Raw genomic sequence first — 12,496 nt, 5'->3', positions numbered from 1 at the left:
GTGCCCGCCGTTTCCTGCTTGCTGTAGACCATCTTCCTCTGCCTCTCGTCGGTGGCCCCTGCGGACCGCGTCACGGCCCGCGCGGTGCGGCAACACCTGCCCAACCATCACGTCCGTGAACCACGTCGTCATGATGACTCGGCTCTTCCGTCTGCCGCGACCGAAATTTCGGCGGCCTTGTACCGCCTCCCCCGTTTTCTGTGTCGTTCCAGGTCAGACTGGTCGGCTCAGCGCTCGCCGAACAGTTCGAGCAGTTCCGTCCGGCCGAACATCCGGGCCGTGTCGACGGCCGAGGGCGTGCCGGCGGACGGGTCGGCGCCGCCCTCCAGGAGGGCCTTGATCACGTCCGTCTCACCCTTGAAGGCCGCTCCCGCGAGCGGGGTCTGGCCTCGGTCGTTCACCCGGTCGGCCTCGGCGCCACGGGCGAGGAGCGCGCGCACCGCGTCGGAATGGCCGTGATAGGCGGCGAGCATCACGAGCGAGTCGCCGCGGTCATTGGTGAGGTTGGCCGGAACACCCGCGTCGACATACGCCACGAGCGCCTCGGTCCGTCCCCGCCGGGCCAGATCGAAGATCTTGGTCGCCAGCTCCACGACCTCGGGGTCGGGGACTTCGGTCATCGGCCGGACCGCCTCTCCACTGCTCATCACGTCGGGTGCGCACGTCTGCGAGTGGTGCAGCCGTACGAGTGAATCGCCAGGGTACTGGCTCGCGCGGCACATGACCCGATGTGCCCGAGGTAAAGATCACTACGGACCCGGGCGAGCACAACACCCCAGCTCGACCGGTTCCGGGACCATTCCGCAGCCGGGGGAAACCACCCCTTTTCCACCCAGTTGCACCTTTTATCGTATGGATACATCCTGTGAGCCTGGAAGTACTCATGGTGACTGTCCCCGCGAACCAGGAGAACCCAAATGATCCTCTCCATCTCAGGCGTGGTCCTGCTCGGCATCGTCGTCTTCATCTTCTTCCGCAAGGACGGCCTCAAGGCGTCGCACGCCGTGGTCGCGATGCTCTTCGGCTTCTACCTGGCCAGCACGGCCATCGCCCCGAGCATCAAGGCAGGCGGCGAGAGCCTGGCGAGCCTCCTCGGCGGAATCAAGTTCTGACGGCCCCGCACCCCGTACGCATCCCGCCCGTACGCACTCTCTGGAGGCAGCAGTGGCCCGGCGCCCCCTCCCCCGCATTCTGAGCAACGGCAGCGCGCAGCTCGTCCGGAGCCGGGAGCTGGCCCGGACGGCCGCCGACAGCGCCACCGACGTCCTCCACCCGCTGATCACGATCACACGCGGTCTGCGCCGGCTGGCAGCGGCCGGACGGCGCAGATGGAGCGAGACCCCGAAGGACAAACGGGGAGCGCTGCTGTTCCTTGTGGCCTCCGTCATCCTGGTCGTGGCGCTGATGCCGTACGGACCGCTGCTCGCCGCCATCACCCTGATGGCGGCGGCCGCATGGCAGGGCCGGGAACACGCCGCGGCGGCCTCCGACGGGCCCGACGAGTCGCAGGCCCAGCGCCTGCAGTCCCTGTACGAGGCGCTCGTGCCGTACTTCTCCACCGCCGAGGACCCCGAGCCGCTGTACTCCCACGGCGGCACATGGGAGAAGGCCTTCCCCACCTACGCCTTCGACGGCACCGGCCGGATCTCGCACCTGGTGATCCACTACCCGGCGTACTTCGCCGACGGCGAGGCCGAGTCCCGCGCCCGGATCGAGGGCCTGCTCGCGGCCAAGTCGGGCCGCGGCCGCGAGTACCACTTCTCGTGGGAAGAGGAAGGCAACCAGTTGACGGTCAGCGTGTTCATGCCGCTCGCCGTCGACATCGCCGCCCAGCGCTTCGTCACCGCTCCGGGCGAGACGGTCCTCGGCTTCACCGACCCCACCCGGGTCCAGCGCACCCTCCCCCTGGCCCACGGCGAACAGCAGCGGGACGTGCCGCCGGTCCTGTGGCGCACGGGCCTGCGCTCCACCGAGCCGCATCTGCTCGCCCTCGGCCAGCCGGGCACCGGCACCTCGACCCTGCTGCGGTCCATCGCCCTGCAGGCCCTCCAGCACGGCGACGTGGTGATCGTCGACGGCGGCGGCACCGGCGAGTACGCCTGTCTGACCGGCCGGGACGGCGTGCTGGCCGTGGAGTGCGGCCTCCCCGGGGTGCTGGCGAGCCTGGAGTGGGCCGCGACCGAGACCGAGCGCCGGCTGATCGCGGCCAACCGTGCCCATCAGGCGGGCGAGCCGCCGCCGGACGACACCAAGCGCCCCCTGTGGATCCTGCTGGACCGCCCGACGGCGTTCACCCACCTGGCCGCCGCCCAGGACCGCAAGGACCCGCAGTCCCTCCTCCAGGTCCCGCTGCGGCACGGCCGCCCGGCGAACGTGACGGTGGTCGTGGCCGAGCAGCTGGACACCATGGAGGCCCTCGGCGAACCGGTACGCCAGCACACCCGCGCGCGCGTGGTCCTCGGCCCGGCGACGGCCGAGCAGCTCGAGTCCGTCCTGGGAGCGCCCCCGCACACCACCCCCGTCGAGGAGGTCCCGCCCGGCCGCGGCTACGCCCGGCTCGGCATGGGCCCGGTCCACCGCCTCCAGGTCCCGGCCACGCCCAACCCCTACGACGACGCCACGTCCGACGCACACCGCCAGGCGGTCCTGGACCTCCTCCCGCCGCGCACGACACCGGCGGACGGGGAGACGGTCCCCGAGCCGGAGGGGACGGAAGCGGAGCCGCTCACGACGGATCCGAAGCCTGAATCCGCGCCGGATCCGGTACCGGTCCCGACGAAGGCGAAGGACTCGATTCCGAATCCGGTACCGGTTCTGACCAAGCCGGCGAAGACGAAAGCGAAGGCGACCTAGCGACGCGGGGGGCGCCCCGGTCACGCCGACGGGGCGCCGGGACCGGCCCGGCGGCGCTGAACGCCCCGCGCGACCGAGCCGCGGAGCACTACGCCACAGCGGAGCACTACGCCACAAACGTCCGCGGCGCCTCTCCGACCCCCGCACCGCCCTCCTCCACGATCCGCGCCGCCGCGGCCAACCGCACAGCCGCCTCCTCGGCCACCGCGCCCCCTACGGTGAACGGCAGCCGCACATACCCCTCGAACGCGCCGTCCACGCCGAACCGCGGCCCGGACGGCACCCGTACGCCCACCCGCTCCCCCGCCTCGGCGAGCCGCGACCCGGAGAGCCCCCCGGTTCGCACCCACAGCGTCAGACCGCCGCGGGGCACCTCGAACTCCCACCCGGGCAGCTCCCGCCGCACCGCCGCCACGAGTTCGTCGCGGTTCTCCCGCGCCTGCTCCCGCCGCACCTCCACGGCCTGCTCCCAGCCCCCCGTCCCGAACAGCCAGTTGACGGCCAGCTGCTCCAGCACGGGCGTGCCGAGGTCGGCGTAGGCCCTCGCGGCCACCAGACTGCGGATCACGTCCGGCGCGGCCCGCACCCATCCGATGCGCATCCCGGCCCAGAACGCCTTGCTCGCCGACCCCACCGTGATCACCGTCGACCCGGCCCGGTCGAAGGAACACACCGGCTTCGGCATGCGCACCTCCGGGTCGAGCCACAGCTCGCTCATCGTCTCGTCGGCGATCAGCACGGTCCCCGCGGAGCGAGCCGCGTCCACCAGTTGCCGCCGCTGGTCCTCGTCGGCGAGCGCACCGGTCGGGTTGTGGAAGTCGGCGACGACGTACGCGATCCGGGGCGCGGCGTCCCGCAGGACCTGCCGCCAGCGGTCCATGTCCCAGCCGGTGAGCCCCTCGGCCATCGCGACGGGCACCAGCCGGGCCCCGGCCTCCCGCATCAGCTGGAGGATGTTGGCGTACGAGGGCGACTCGACGGCGATGCGCTCACCCCGCCCGGCGAACAGATGGCAGATCGCGTCGATCGCGCCCATCGCCCCGGTCGTCACCATGACCTGCTCGGGCATGGTCGGGATCCCGCGCGCGGTGTAGCGCTCGGCGATCATCGAACGGAGCGCCGGCAGCCCTGCGGGATAGTCGCCGTGCGTGTGCGCGTACGGCGGCAGTTCCTCCAGGGCACCCTGCACGGCCCGGGTCAGCCACGGCTCGGGGGCCGGCAGCGCCGCACAGCCCAGGTCGATCAACGAGCCGAGGGCCTCGGGCGGCAAGGGTTCCAGGCCGCGCGCGGGCAGCGGGTTCCCGGCCGGCACGGCGGTCCAGCTGCCCGCGCCGCGCCGGGACTCCAGGAAGCCCTCGCCGCGCAGCGCCTCGTACGCGGCGGCGACCGTCGTACGGCTGACGGTCAGGGAGAGGGCGAGTTCCCGCTCGGCGGGCAGCCTGGCGGCCACCGGGATCCGTCCTTCGAGTACCAGCAGGCGGATGCCGTCGGCGAGCGCGCGGTAGGCGGGCGGGCGTCGCGTGCCGGGCCCAGCCGGGCGCTCCTGCTGTGAGTTGAGCAGCCGGGCGAGCTGCGCCGCGCCCACGGCCGAAGTCCACTGCGCCATCGGAATCAGTCCACCTTCCCCGGATTGGCCATGGATGGCCTCTCCATCCAAGCCACAGGGTGTCATGCATCAGTCCACTCGCACCACAGGAGGGCACATCATGTCCACGCGGCGCCATCTCACCCGGCGGCTGACCCAGCTCTACGCCGGTCTCGCGCTGTACGGCGCGAGCTCGGCGCTGCTCGTCCGGTCGGGGCTCGGGCTGGAGCCGTGGAACGTGCTGCACCAGGGCCTCGCCGAGCGGACGGAGCTGTCGATCGGCGTGGTGCTGACGATCGTGGGCGCGGCGGTGCTGCTCACCTGGATCCCGCTGCGCCAGCGGCCGGGCCTGGGCACGGTCTCCAACGTGCTGGTCATCGGCATGGCGATGGACGCGACGCTGGCCCTGGTGCCCGACGCGCACGGCCCGGTGGCGCGCGTGACGCTGATGGTGACGGGGATCGTCCTGAACGGCGCGGCGACCGGCCTGTACATCGCGGCGCGCTTCGGCCCGGGTCCGCGCGACGGCCTCATGACGGGCCTGCACCAGCGCACGGGCGTCTCGATCCGCCTGGTGCGCACGGCCATCGAGTTCACGGTCGTGGCGACGGGCTTCGCCCTGGGCGGCACCGTCGGCATCGGCACCCTCCTGTACGCGGTCTCGATCGGCCCGCTCGCCCAGCTGTTCCTGCGCGTGTTCGCCGTCCCCCCGGCATCCGGCGGCAGCACGGTCGTTGCCACCGGTCAACCCCGAGGAGCGATACTGCGTCCGTGACCCCGCGGATACGCCATCCCTATCTCGACCATCCCGGCCCGATCGCCTTCGCCCACCGGGGCGGGGCGGCGGACGGCCTGGAGAACACCGTGCGGCAGTTCCGGTGTGCCGTCGAGACGGGATACCGGTACATCGAGACCGACGTCCACACCACCCGGGACGGCAAGCTCGTCGCATTCCACGACGCGACCCTGGACCGGGTGACGGACGGCGCGGGCCGGATCGCCGACCTGCCGTGGCAGGAGGTACGCCACGCGCGCGTGGCGGGCGAGGAACCGCTGCCCCTCTTCGAGGAGCTCCTGGAGACCTTCCCCGAGGTGCGCTGGAACGTCGACGTCAAGGCGGAGGCCGCCCTGCTGCCCTTCCTTGACCTGGTCGGGCGCACGGACTCCTGGGACCGGATCTGCCTCGGCTCGTTCTCCGAGGCACGCGTGGTGCGCGCCCAGCGGCTGGCCGGCCCGCGCCTGGCCACGTCGTACGGCACCCGGGGCGTGCTCAGTCTGCGGCTGCGTTCCTGGGGGCTGCCCGCGGCGGTGCGCCGCTCGGCGGTCGCCGCCCAGGTCCCCGAGATCCAGTCCGGCATCCAGGTCGTGGACCGCCGCTTCCTGCACGCCGCCCACGCGCGCGGGCTCCAGGTACATGTGTGGACCGTCAACGACCCCGAGGGCATGCACCGGCTTCTGGACCTGGGTGTGGATGGCATCATGACCGATCACATCGACACGTTGCGCAAGGTCATGGTGGACCGCGGCGTCTGGGTCTGACAGCCCGCCCCGCCGCCTCCGCGCGTTCACGGGGAAGCGAGGGCACGGGTGGGCACCGACACCGTGCGGACACCGCAGGACGACGGGGCGGCTGATCTCAGACGCGAGCAGCGCGGCTGGTACTTCTACGACTGGGCGTGCTCCGTCTACTCGACGAGCGTGCTCACCGTCTTCCTGGGCCCCTATCTGACCTCGGTCGCCGAGTCGGCGGCCGACGCCGACGGGTACGTCCACCCCCTCGGGATCCCGGTGCGCGCCGGGTCCTTCTTCGCGTACTCGGTGTCCCTGTCGGTGATCGTGGCCGTGCTGGTGATGCCCCTGGTGGGCGCCGCCGCCGACCGCACAGGCCGCAAGAAGCCGCTGCTCGCGGCCGCCGCCTACGCAGGGGCCACGGCCACGGCTGCCATGTTCTTCCTGGACGGCGACCGCTATCTGCTCGGCGGGGCCCTCCTGGTCGTCGCGAACGCGGCGCAGTCCGTGGCGATGATGCTCTACAACTCGTACCTGCCGCAGATCGCCCCGCCCGAGCAACGGGACGCGGTCTCCTCCCGAGGCTGGGCCTTCGGCTACGCGGCGGGATCGCTGGTCCTCGTCGTCAATCTCGTCCTCTATAGCGGGCACGAGAGCTTCGGCATCTCCGAGAGCGCGGCGGTCCGCATCTGCCTGGCGTCGGCCGGCCTGTGGTGGGGCGCTTTCGCCCTCATTCCGCTCCGGCGGCTGCGCGACCGCAGATCCGCCGCGCGGGAGGCGGCCCTCCCCGGCTTCCGGCAGCTCGCGGCGACCGTCCGCGACATGCGTCGCCACCCGCTGACCCTGGCCTTCCTGCTCGCGTACCTGGTCTACAACGACGGCATCCAGACGGTGATCTCCCAGGCCTCGGTCTACGGCTCGAAGGAACTGGGCCTCGGGCAGTCCACGCTGATCGGCGCGATCCTGCTGGTGCAGGTGTTGGCAGTGGCGGGCGCGCTGACGATGGGCCGGCTGGCCCGGACGTACGGGGCCAAGCGCACGATCCTCGGCTCGCTCGTCGCGTGGACGGTGACGCTGGCGGCCGGATACTTCCTGCCGGCCGGGGCACCGGTGTGGTTCTTCGTCCTGGCCGCCGGGATCGGCCTGGTCCTCGGCGGCAGCCAGGCGCTGTCCCGCTCCCTGTTCTCCCATCTCGTCCCGCCCGGGAAGGAGGCCGAATACTTCTCGGCGTACGAGATGAGCGATCGCGGCATGAGCTGGCTCGGGCCGCTGCTGTTCGGGCTCACCTACCAGCTGACCGGGAGCTACCGGGACGCGATCATCTCGCTGGTGGGCTTCTTCGTCATCGGATTCGTCCTGCTCGCCCGGGTACCCGTGGGGCGTGCGATCCGCGAAGCGGGGAATCCGGTTCCTGACAGGATTTAGCACTCGGCGCGAAAGGGCTGTAGTGTACGCGTTTGGCCTGCCAGGCGTACCGTTACTGCGCGTCAAAGATGCCGAAACGCTGGGTTACATCTGCTAGCAGATGTGACAAACCGGGCGCTGGTGGGTACTGCAAGGGTTGACAAGGCTGCGGCTACGACGGCGACGCATGACCCGGAACGGGACTCGGAACGGGAATCTTTACCGCCGACCGGACGTTGACCGGATGACGACGACAGCGACACCTGTCCTGTGGGCGACAAGCCCGGGAGGCACGATTCATGAGTGAGCGAGCTCTTCGCGGCACGCGCCTCGTGGTGACCAGCTACGAGACGGACCGCGGCATCGACTTGGCTCCGCGCCAGGCCGTGGAGTACGCATGCGAGAAGGGGCACCGGTTCGAGATGCCCTTCTCGGTCGAGGCGGAGATCCCGCCGGAGTGGGAGTGCAAGGTCTGCGGGGCCCAGGCACTCCTCGTGGACGGCGATGTCCCGGAAGAGAAGAAGGGCAAGCCCGCGCGTACGCATTGGGACATGCTGATGGAGCGGCGCACCCGTGAGGAACTCGAAGAGGTCCTCGAGGAGCGCCTGGCGGTTCTGCGCTCCGGTGCGATGAACATCGCGATTCATCCCCGGGACAGCAGCCGCAAGTCGGCCTGAACCCCTCCGGGCCTGGCCGAACAGCGCATCAGAACCGCGGGCGCCGTACGTCACGTACGGCGCCCGCGGTTTTTGTCGTGCTCGTGGGCCTCGTGTGCCCGGCTGCCGGGACGCTCAGTGCGTCAGCGGCGGGCGCGGCTCCTTGGGGGCGTCGCCCGGCTCGTCCCTGATGACCTCGCCCTGGACGACCTTGCCGTCGGGGCGGTGCATACGGGCCTGCTGGAACGCCCCGCCCAGGGTGCCTGGGTCGGCCTCGCGGAGCTTGCGCTCGAAGGTGCGCTCCGCGGAGCGGCTCACGGCCTTCTGGACCGGCGGCAGCAGCAGGAGCAGACCCACCGCGTCCGACACCAGGCCGGGGATCATCAGCAGCAGACCGCCCAGCATCATCAGGCCGTTGCCCTCGCTGTTCGGCCGGGCCGCCGACGGCATCGCACCACCCTGCTGCTGTTGCAGCGCCTCGGAGAGGTTCCGGAAGGCGCGCCGGCCGGCCCGCTTGATCACGACCGAGCCGAGGACGAGGCCGGCGAGCAGGACGAGGAAGACCACCAGCCCGCTGGACGCCCCGGCGACCACCGTGAGCAGCCAGATCTCCAGCACGAGCCACGCGGCGAGCCCCAACGGCAGGAACGTACGCAGCCGGGAGCGCCGGGGCCGGGCAGGGGTACTGGGGGTCTGAGCGCCAGTCGTCATGCCTCCAGTGTGCCTGGACCCGGCTCAGTCCGGGATAAGGGCAGATCAGCCGCTCCCGCGAGCGCCCCGGAGCTCGCTAGGGCTTGGCCGGCTTGCCGCCGCGCCCCGTGACCTTGCCGACCCGCTCCCCCACGCCCCAGGCCGTGACCCGCCAGAGCGCCTCGACGAGGATGTCGCGGCTCATCTTGGAGTCGCCGAGTTCGCGCTCGACGAAGGTGATCGGCACCTCGACGACGTGGTAGCCGGCCTTGACCGAGCGACGCGCGAGGTCGACCTGGAAGCAGTAGCCCTGCGAGGCGACCTCCTCGAGGCCGAGGCCCTGCAGGGTCTCGCGGCGGAAGGCCCGGTAGCCGCCGGTGATGTCGCGCAGCGGCAGGTCGAGCGCGAGCCGGGAGTAGAGGCTGCCGCCCCGGGAGATCACCTCACGGGACTTCGGCCAGTTCACCACCCGTCCGCCGGGCACCCAGCGCGAGCCGAGCACCAGGTCGGCGCTCTTGAGGGCGGTGAGCAGACGGGGCAGTTCCTCGGGCTGGTGGGAACCGTCGGCGTCCATCTCGATCAGCACGCCGTAGTCGCGCTCCAGGCCCCAGCGGAAGCCCGCCAGGTAGGCGGCGCCCAGGCCCTCCTTGCCCTTGCGGTGCAGCACGTGGACGTGGTCGTCCTCGACCGTCAGCTCGTCGGCCAGCTTGCCCGTGCCGTCCGGGCTGTTGTCGTCGGCCACTAGTACGTGCGCCTCGGGGACGGCCTCGCGCACCCGGCCGACGATGCTCTTGATGTTCTCCGCCTCGTTGTAGGTCGGGATGATCACCAAGGCCGTGCCGAGCGGGCCGAACTTCCTCCCCTGGGCTCCTGCCGCGAGGGTTCCGTCGCCGTCGTTCACTGATGCCCCTTCAAGTCCGTACGCAGGGATCCACCATAGTGGGCCCGGCCTGCGATGACGCGACAGGACGTTCGAACGGTGGTGTCGAATCCGCAAGGCGCGGGTAAGAATGCGCTTTTCGCGTGCGAGCGTACGGGCGGTTGGGGGCCCGGCGCCCTTCGGGCCGACCTGGGACCCGCTGGCTGCGGATCGACCGAAAGCCGTTGTCTACTGAACGTCCGGGCCCCTCCCGGGTCACACCTCCCCGACCGGCCGGAACGTTCCCTCGGCGCTGTACCGGCCTGAGCCTGGCTCCCAGTGGCGGTGCCCGGTGCGGCACACCGTCCCTGACCCGGCGGCGCTGCGGCGAGTGCGCGGACGTTCCCGGTCGGGCGTCCGGTGGTGGACTCCGCCGAACCTACCGGCCACCTGCGGCCGCCTGTCAACAGCCGTTTGACCTGCGCATCTTCCGGCAAAGGCCTGGTCAGTGCGGAGGATACGCAGGTCGCGCGCCGGGGGCGCGGCACACAATCGCGTGCGCGCCACCCCCGTAGATCACTCGCCCGGCCGTACGAAGACCGTGCGTCCGCCCACCACGGTGCGCAGACAGACGGGCAGGTCGCGGCCCGGGGTCAGGTCGGGCAGACCCGGGGTGCCGGAGCGGGGATCCGTCGACCAGCGGGCGACCCGGTCGTCCGGAGCCTGCACCACGAGCTCGCCGGTGCCCCACACCGCGTAGTCGGCGGGGGCGCCCGGCACCAGGACGCCCGCGTCGTCCCGCCCCACGGCCCGCCAGCCGCCGCGCGTGTGCGCCGTGAACGCGGCGCGCACGGAGACGCGGTGCTCCGGCGTGCGGTGGAAGGCGGCGGCCCGGACCGTGCCCCACGGGTCGAGCGGGGTGACCGGGCTGTCGGAGCCGAAGGCGAGCGGGACACCGGCGCGCAGCAGGGCGGCGAACGGGTTCAGCGCACGCGCCCGCTCGCCCCCCAGCCGCTGCGCGTACATGCCGTCCTCGCCGCCCCACAGGGCGTCGAAGGCGGGCTGCACGGAGGCGGTGAGGCCGAGTTCGGCGAAGGCCATGATCGCGTCCGGGGTGAGCATTTCGGCGTGCTCGACGCGATGACGGGCGGCACGGACGCGGGCGAGGCCCAGCTTCTCGGCGGCGGCGCGCACGCCCTCGACCACGGCGTCCACCGCCGCGTCGCCGATGGCGTGGAAGCCGGCCTGGAGACCCGCCTCGGTGCAGGCGACGACATGGGCGGCCACGGCGGCGGAGTCCAGGTAGGCATTGCCCCGGTGGCCGGCGTCGGCGTACGGCTGGTGCAGGCAGGCCGTGTGCGAGCCGAGGGCGCCGTCGACGAACAGGTCGCCCGCGGCGCCGATCGCGCCCAGCTCCCGTGCCTTGGCGACGTCCTGTTCCGCCCAGTAGCCGACGACGCGCGGTCCGGACTCCTGGGCGGCGAGGCGCAGCAGGCCGGTGAAGTCGTCCTCGGAGGAGATCTCCGGGCCGGCGCACTCGTGGACCGTGCCGATGCCGAGCGAGACGGCGTGCGCGAGCGCGGCGCGCTGCGCGTCGACGCGCTGCTCGGGCGTTACGGCCGCGAACGCGGCGGCCCGTACCGCGTGGTGGGCGTCGGCGGTGAGCGGCCCGTCCGCGCGGGCGACGCCGGGAACGAGGTCGAGCAGGGCCGTGCTGACGACCGCCGAGTGGACGTCGATCCGGCTGAGGTAGAGAGGCCGGTTTCCGGCGGCCTCGTCCAGCTCCGCACGCGCCGGGGGGCGGCCGCCGGGCCAGCGGGCGGCGTCCCAGCCGTGTCCGAGCAGGACGCGGTCGTCCGGACGGGAGGCGGCGAAGTCCCGCACGAGGGCCAGGGCGGCCTCGAGGGAGGAAGCGGCGGACAGATCGAGGCCGGTGAGCGCGAGACCGGTGGCAGTGGTGTGCACATGCGCATCGGTGAACGCCGGAGTGACCAGCGCGCCGTCGAGGTCGATCACCTCGTCGACCCCGTCCACGAAGGCGTCGGCGGCCCCCTCCGACCCCACCCAGGCAATCTGCCCGCGTTCCACGACCATCGCGGTGGCGAACGGATCGGCGGGGCTGTGAACCTCTCCACGACGGAGCAGGACGGTCTTCGAAGGGTCGCTGGACTCACTCATGGACAACAGTCTCGCGCCTGACCCCGATCACTCCGAACAAGGGTCGCCTTCCACGCCCGACGGCGATCAGATCCGCGGCGGCCGCGCCTCGTACGGCGTGGACAACACCACCGTCGTCCGCGTCGAGACCCCCGCCAACGACCGTACCCGGGCCAGCAGTTCCTCCAGCTCGTGCGGCGTCGCGACGCGCACCTTGAGGATGTAGTTCTCGTCGCCCGCGACGCTGTGGCAGGCCTCGATCTCCGGCACGCCCGCGAGCCGCTCCGCGATGTCGTCGGGCGCGCTGGGGTCGAACGGTTTGACCGAGATGAACGCGGTCATGGGCAGCCCGACGGCCTCCGGGTCGACGACCGCGGCATAGCCGCGGATGACGCCGCGCTGCTCCAGCCGGCGCACCCGCTGGTGCACGGCCGACGTGGACAGACCCGTGGCCTTGCCCAGGTCGGTGTAGCTCATCCGCCCGTCCTTGACGAGCAGCTGCACGATCTGTCGGTCCAGCTCCTCCATGGCGCAAGAACCTACAGTGCCGTTGATCTCCTCCGATACCTGAGCAGCCCAGGTCATGCCCGGTTCGTGATGTGGCCGGAAGTCGACGGTCAGCCATCCGGGGGACAAATCCACCGCAGTGGGCACCTGCGCGCGGCATGTGACGAACGCCACAGGGCTCGAACAGTCTCCGTGATGTTCTCGTGATTACCGCCGAGAGGGGACGGGAAGTGCTTGCTGTGGTCGAGGCCGCAGTGCCTGAACGGCCCAGTCCGA

At 71.8% G+C, this 12,496-nt stretch carries 12 protein-coding genes; 6 read left to right on the top strand and 6 right to left on the bottom strand.

Annotation, left to right across the window (positions count from 1 at the left end):
- Positions 1-227: 227 nt before the first annotated feature.
- A complete protein-coding gene (locus ACZ58V_RS38025) occupies positions 228-620 on the bottom strand; it encodes an ankyrin repeat domain-containing protein (RefSeq protein ID WP_184597089.1) in 393 nt (130 codons plus the stop codon).
- A 297-nt stretch (positions 621-917) separates the two neighbouring features.
- On the opposite strand from ACZ58V_RS38025, the gene ACZ58V_RS38020 reads away from it, so the two are divergent.
- Together ACZ58V_RS38020 and ACZ58V_RS38015 are read left to right on the top strand one after the other, a co-directional pair.
- Positions 918-1,112 (top strand): hypothetical protein, encoded by a 195-nt coding sequence (locus ACZ58V_RS38020; protein WP_030843336.1) that lies wholly within the window; start codon positions 918-920, stop codon positions 1,110-1,112.
- 52 nt (positions 1,113-1,164) lie between these two features.
- Complete coding sequence (locus ACZ58V_RS38015) at positions 1,165-2,853, top strand: hypothetical protein (RefSeq protein WP_471295801.1); 1,689 nt, start codon at positions 1,165-1,167, stop codon at positions 2,851-2,853.
- A 106-nt stretch (positions 2,854-2,959) separates the two neighbouring features.
- Here the strand turns inward: ACZ58V_RS38015 and ACZ58V_RS38010 are convergent, their stop codons facing one another.
- Positions 2,960-4,459, bottom strand: coding sequence for an SCO1417 family PLP biosynthesis transcription factor (locus ACZ58V_RS38010; protein ID WP_471295799.1), 1,500 nt, complete (start codon positions 4,457-4,459; stop codon positions 2,960-2,962).
- A gap of 100 nt (positions 4,460-4,559) precedes the next feature.
- Between ACZ58V_RS38010 and yczE the strand changes: the two genes are divergently transcribed.
- From yczE to ACZ58V_RS37990, 4 genes are all read left to right on the top strand, one after another.
- Positions 4,560-5,213, top strand: coding sequence for a membrane protein YczE (gene yczE, locus ACZ58V_RS38005; RefSeq protein ID WP_471295798.1), 654 nt, complete (start codon positions 4,560-4,562; stop codon positions 5,211-5,213).
- Positions 5,210-5,977 carry a glycerophosphodiester phosphodiesterase gene (locus ACZ58V_RS38000; RefSeq protein WP_471295797.1) on the top strand — a complete coding sequence of 256 codons (768 nt, stop codon included), beginning with the start codon at positions 5,210-5,212 and terminating at the stop codon, positions 5,975-5,977. Before yczE ends, ACZ58V_RS38000 begins: the two co-directional genes overlap by 4 nt.
- Positions 5,978-6,025: 48 nt before the next feature.
- Complete coding sequence (locus tag ACZ58V_RS37995; RefSeq protein ID WP_468198923.1) at positions 6,026-7,372, top strand: MFS transporter; 1,347 nt, start codon at positions 6,026-6,028, stop codon at positions 7,370-7,372.
- 278 nt (positions 7,373-7,650) lie between these two features.
- Positions 7,651-8,028 carry an RNA polymerase-binding protein RbpA gene (locus ACZ58V_RS37990; RefSeq protein WP_184597099.1) on the top strand — a complete coding sequence of 126 codons (378 nt, stop codon included), beginning with the start codon at positions 7,651-7,653 and terminating at the stop codon, positions 8,026-8,028.
- 114 nt (positions 8,029-8,142) lie between these two features.
- On the opposite strand, the gene fxsA is transcribed toward ACZ58V_RS37990, so the two are convergent.
- From fxsA to ACZ58V_RS37970, 4 genes are all read right to left on the bottom strand, one after another.
- Positions 8,143-8,718 (bottom strand): FxsA family membrane protein, encoded by a 576-nt coding sequence (gene fxsA / locus ACZ58V_RS37985; RefSeq protein WP_468198925.1) that lies wholly within the window; start codon positions 8,716-8,718, stop codon positions 8,143-8,145.
- Between the two features lie 76 nt (positions 8,719-8,794).
- Positions 8,795-9,598: a polyprenol monophosphomannose synthase gene (locus ACZ58V_RS37980; RefSeq protein WP_471295794.1), complete on the bottom strand. Its 804-nt coding sequence runs from the start codon at positions 9,596-9,598 to the stop codon at positions 8,795-8,797.
- Positions 9,599-10,132: 534 nt separating this feature from the next.
- Positions 10,133-11,734 (bottom strand): amidohydrolase, encoded by a 1,602-nt coding sequence (locus ACZ58V_RS37975; protein WP_468198928.1) that lies wholly within the window; start codon positions 11,732-11,734, stop codon positions 10,133-10,135.
- A 66-nt stretch (positions 11,735-11,800) separates the two neighbouring features.
- Positions 11,801-12,241, bottom strand: a complete 441-nt coding sequence (locus ACZ58V_RS37970; RefSeq protein WP_039932055.1) for an Lrp/AsnC family transcriptional regulator — start codon at positions 12,239-12,241, stop codon at positions 11,801-11,803.
- Positions 12,242-12,496 lie beyond the last annotated feature (255 nt).

It is taken from the genome of Streptomyces sp. NPDC040589, assembly GCF_055594445.1.
This window is presented reverse-complemented; position numbering and strand designations above follow the sequence as displayed.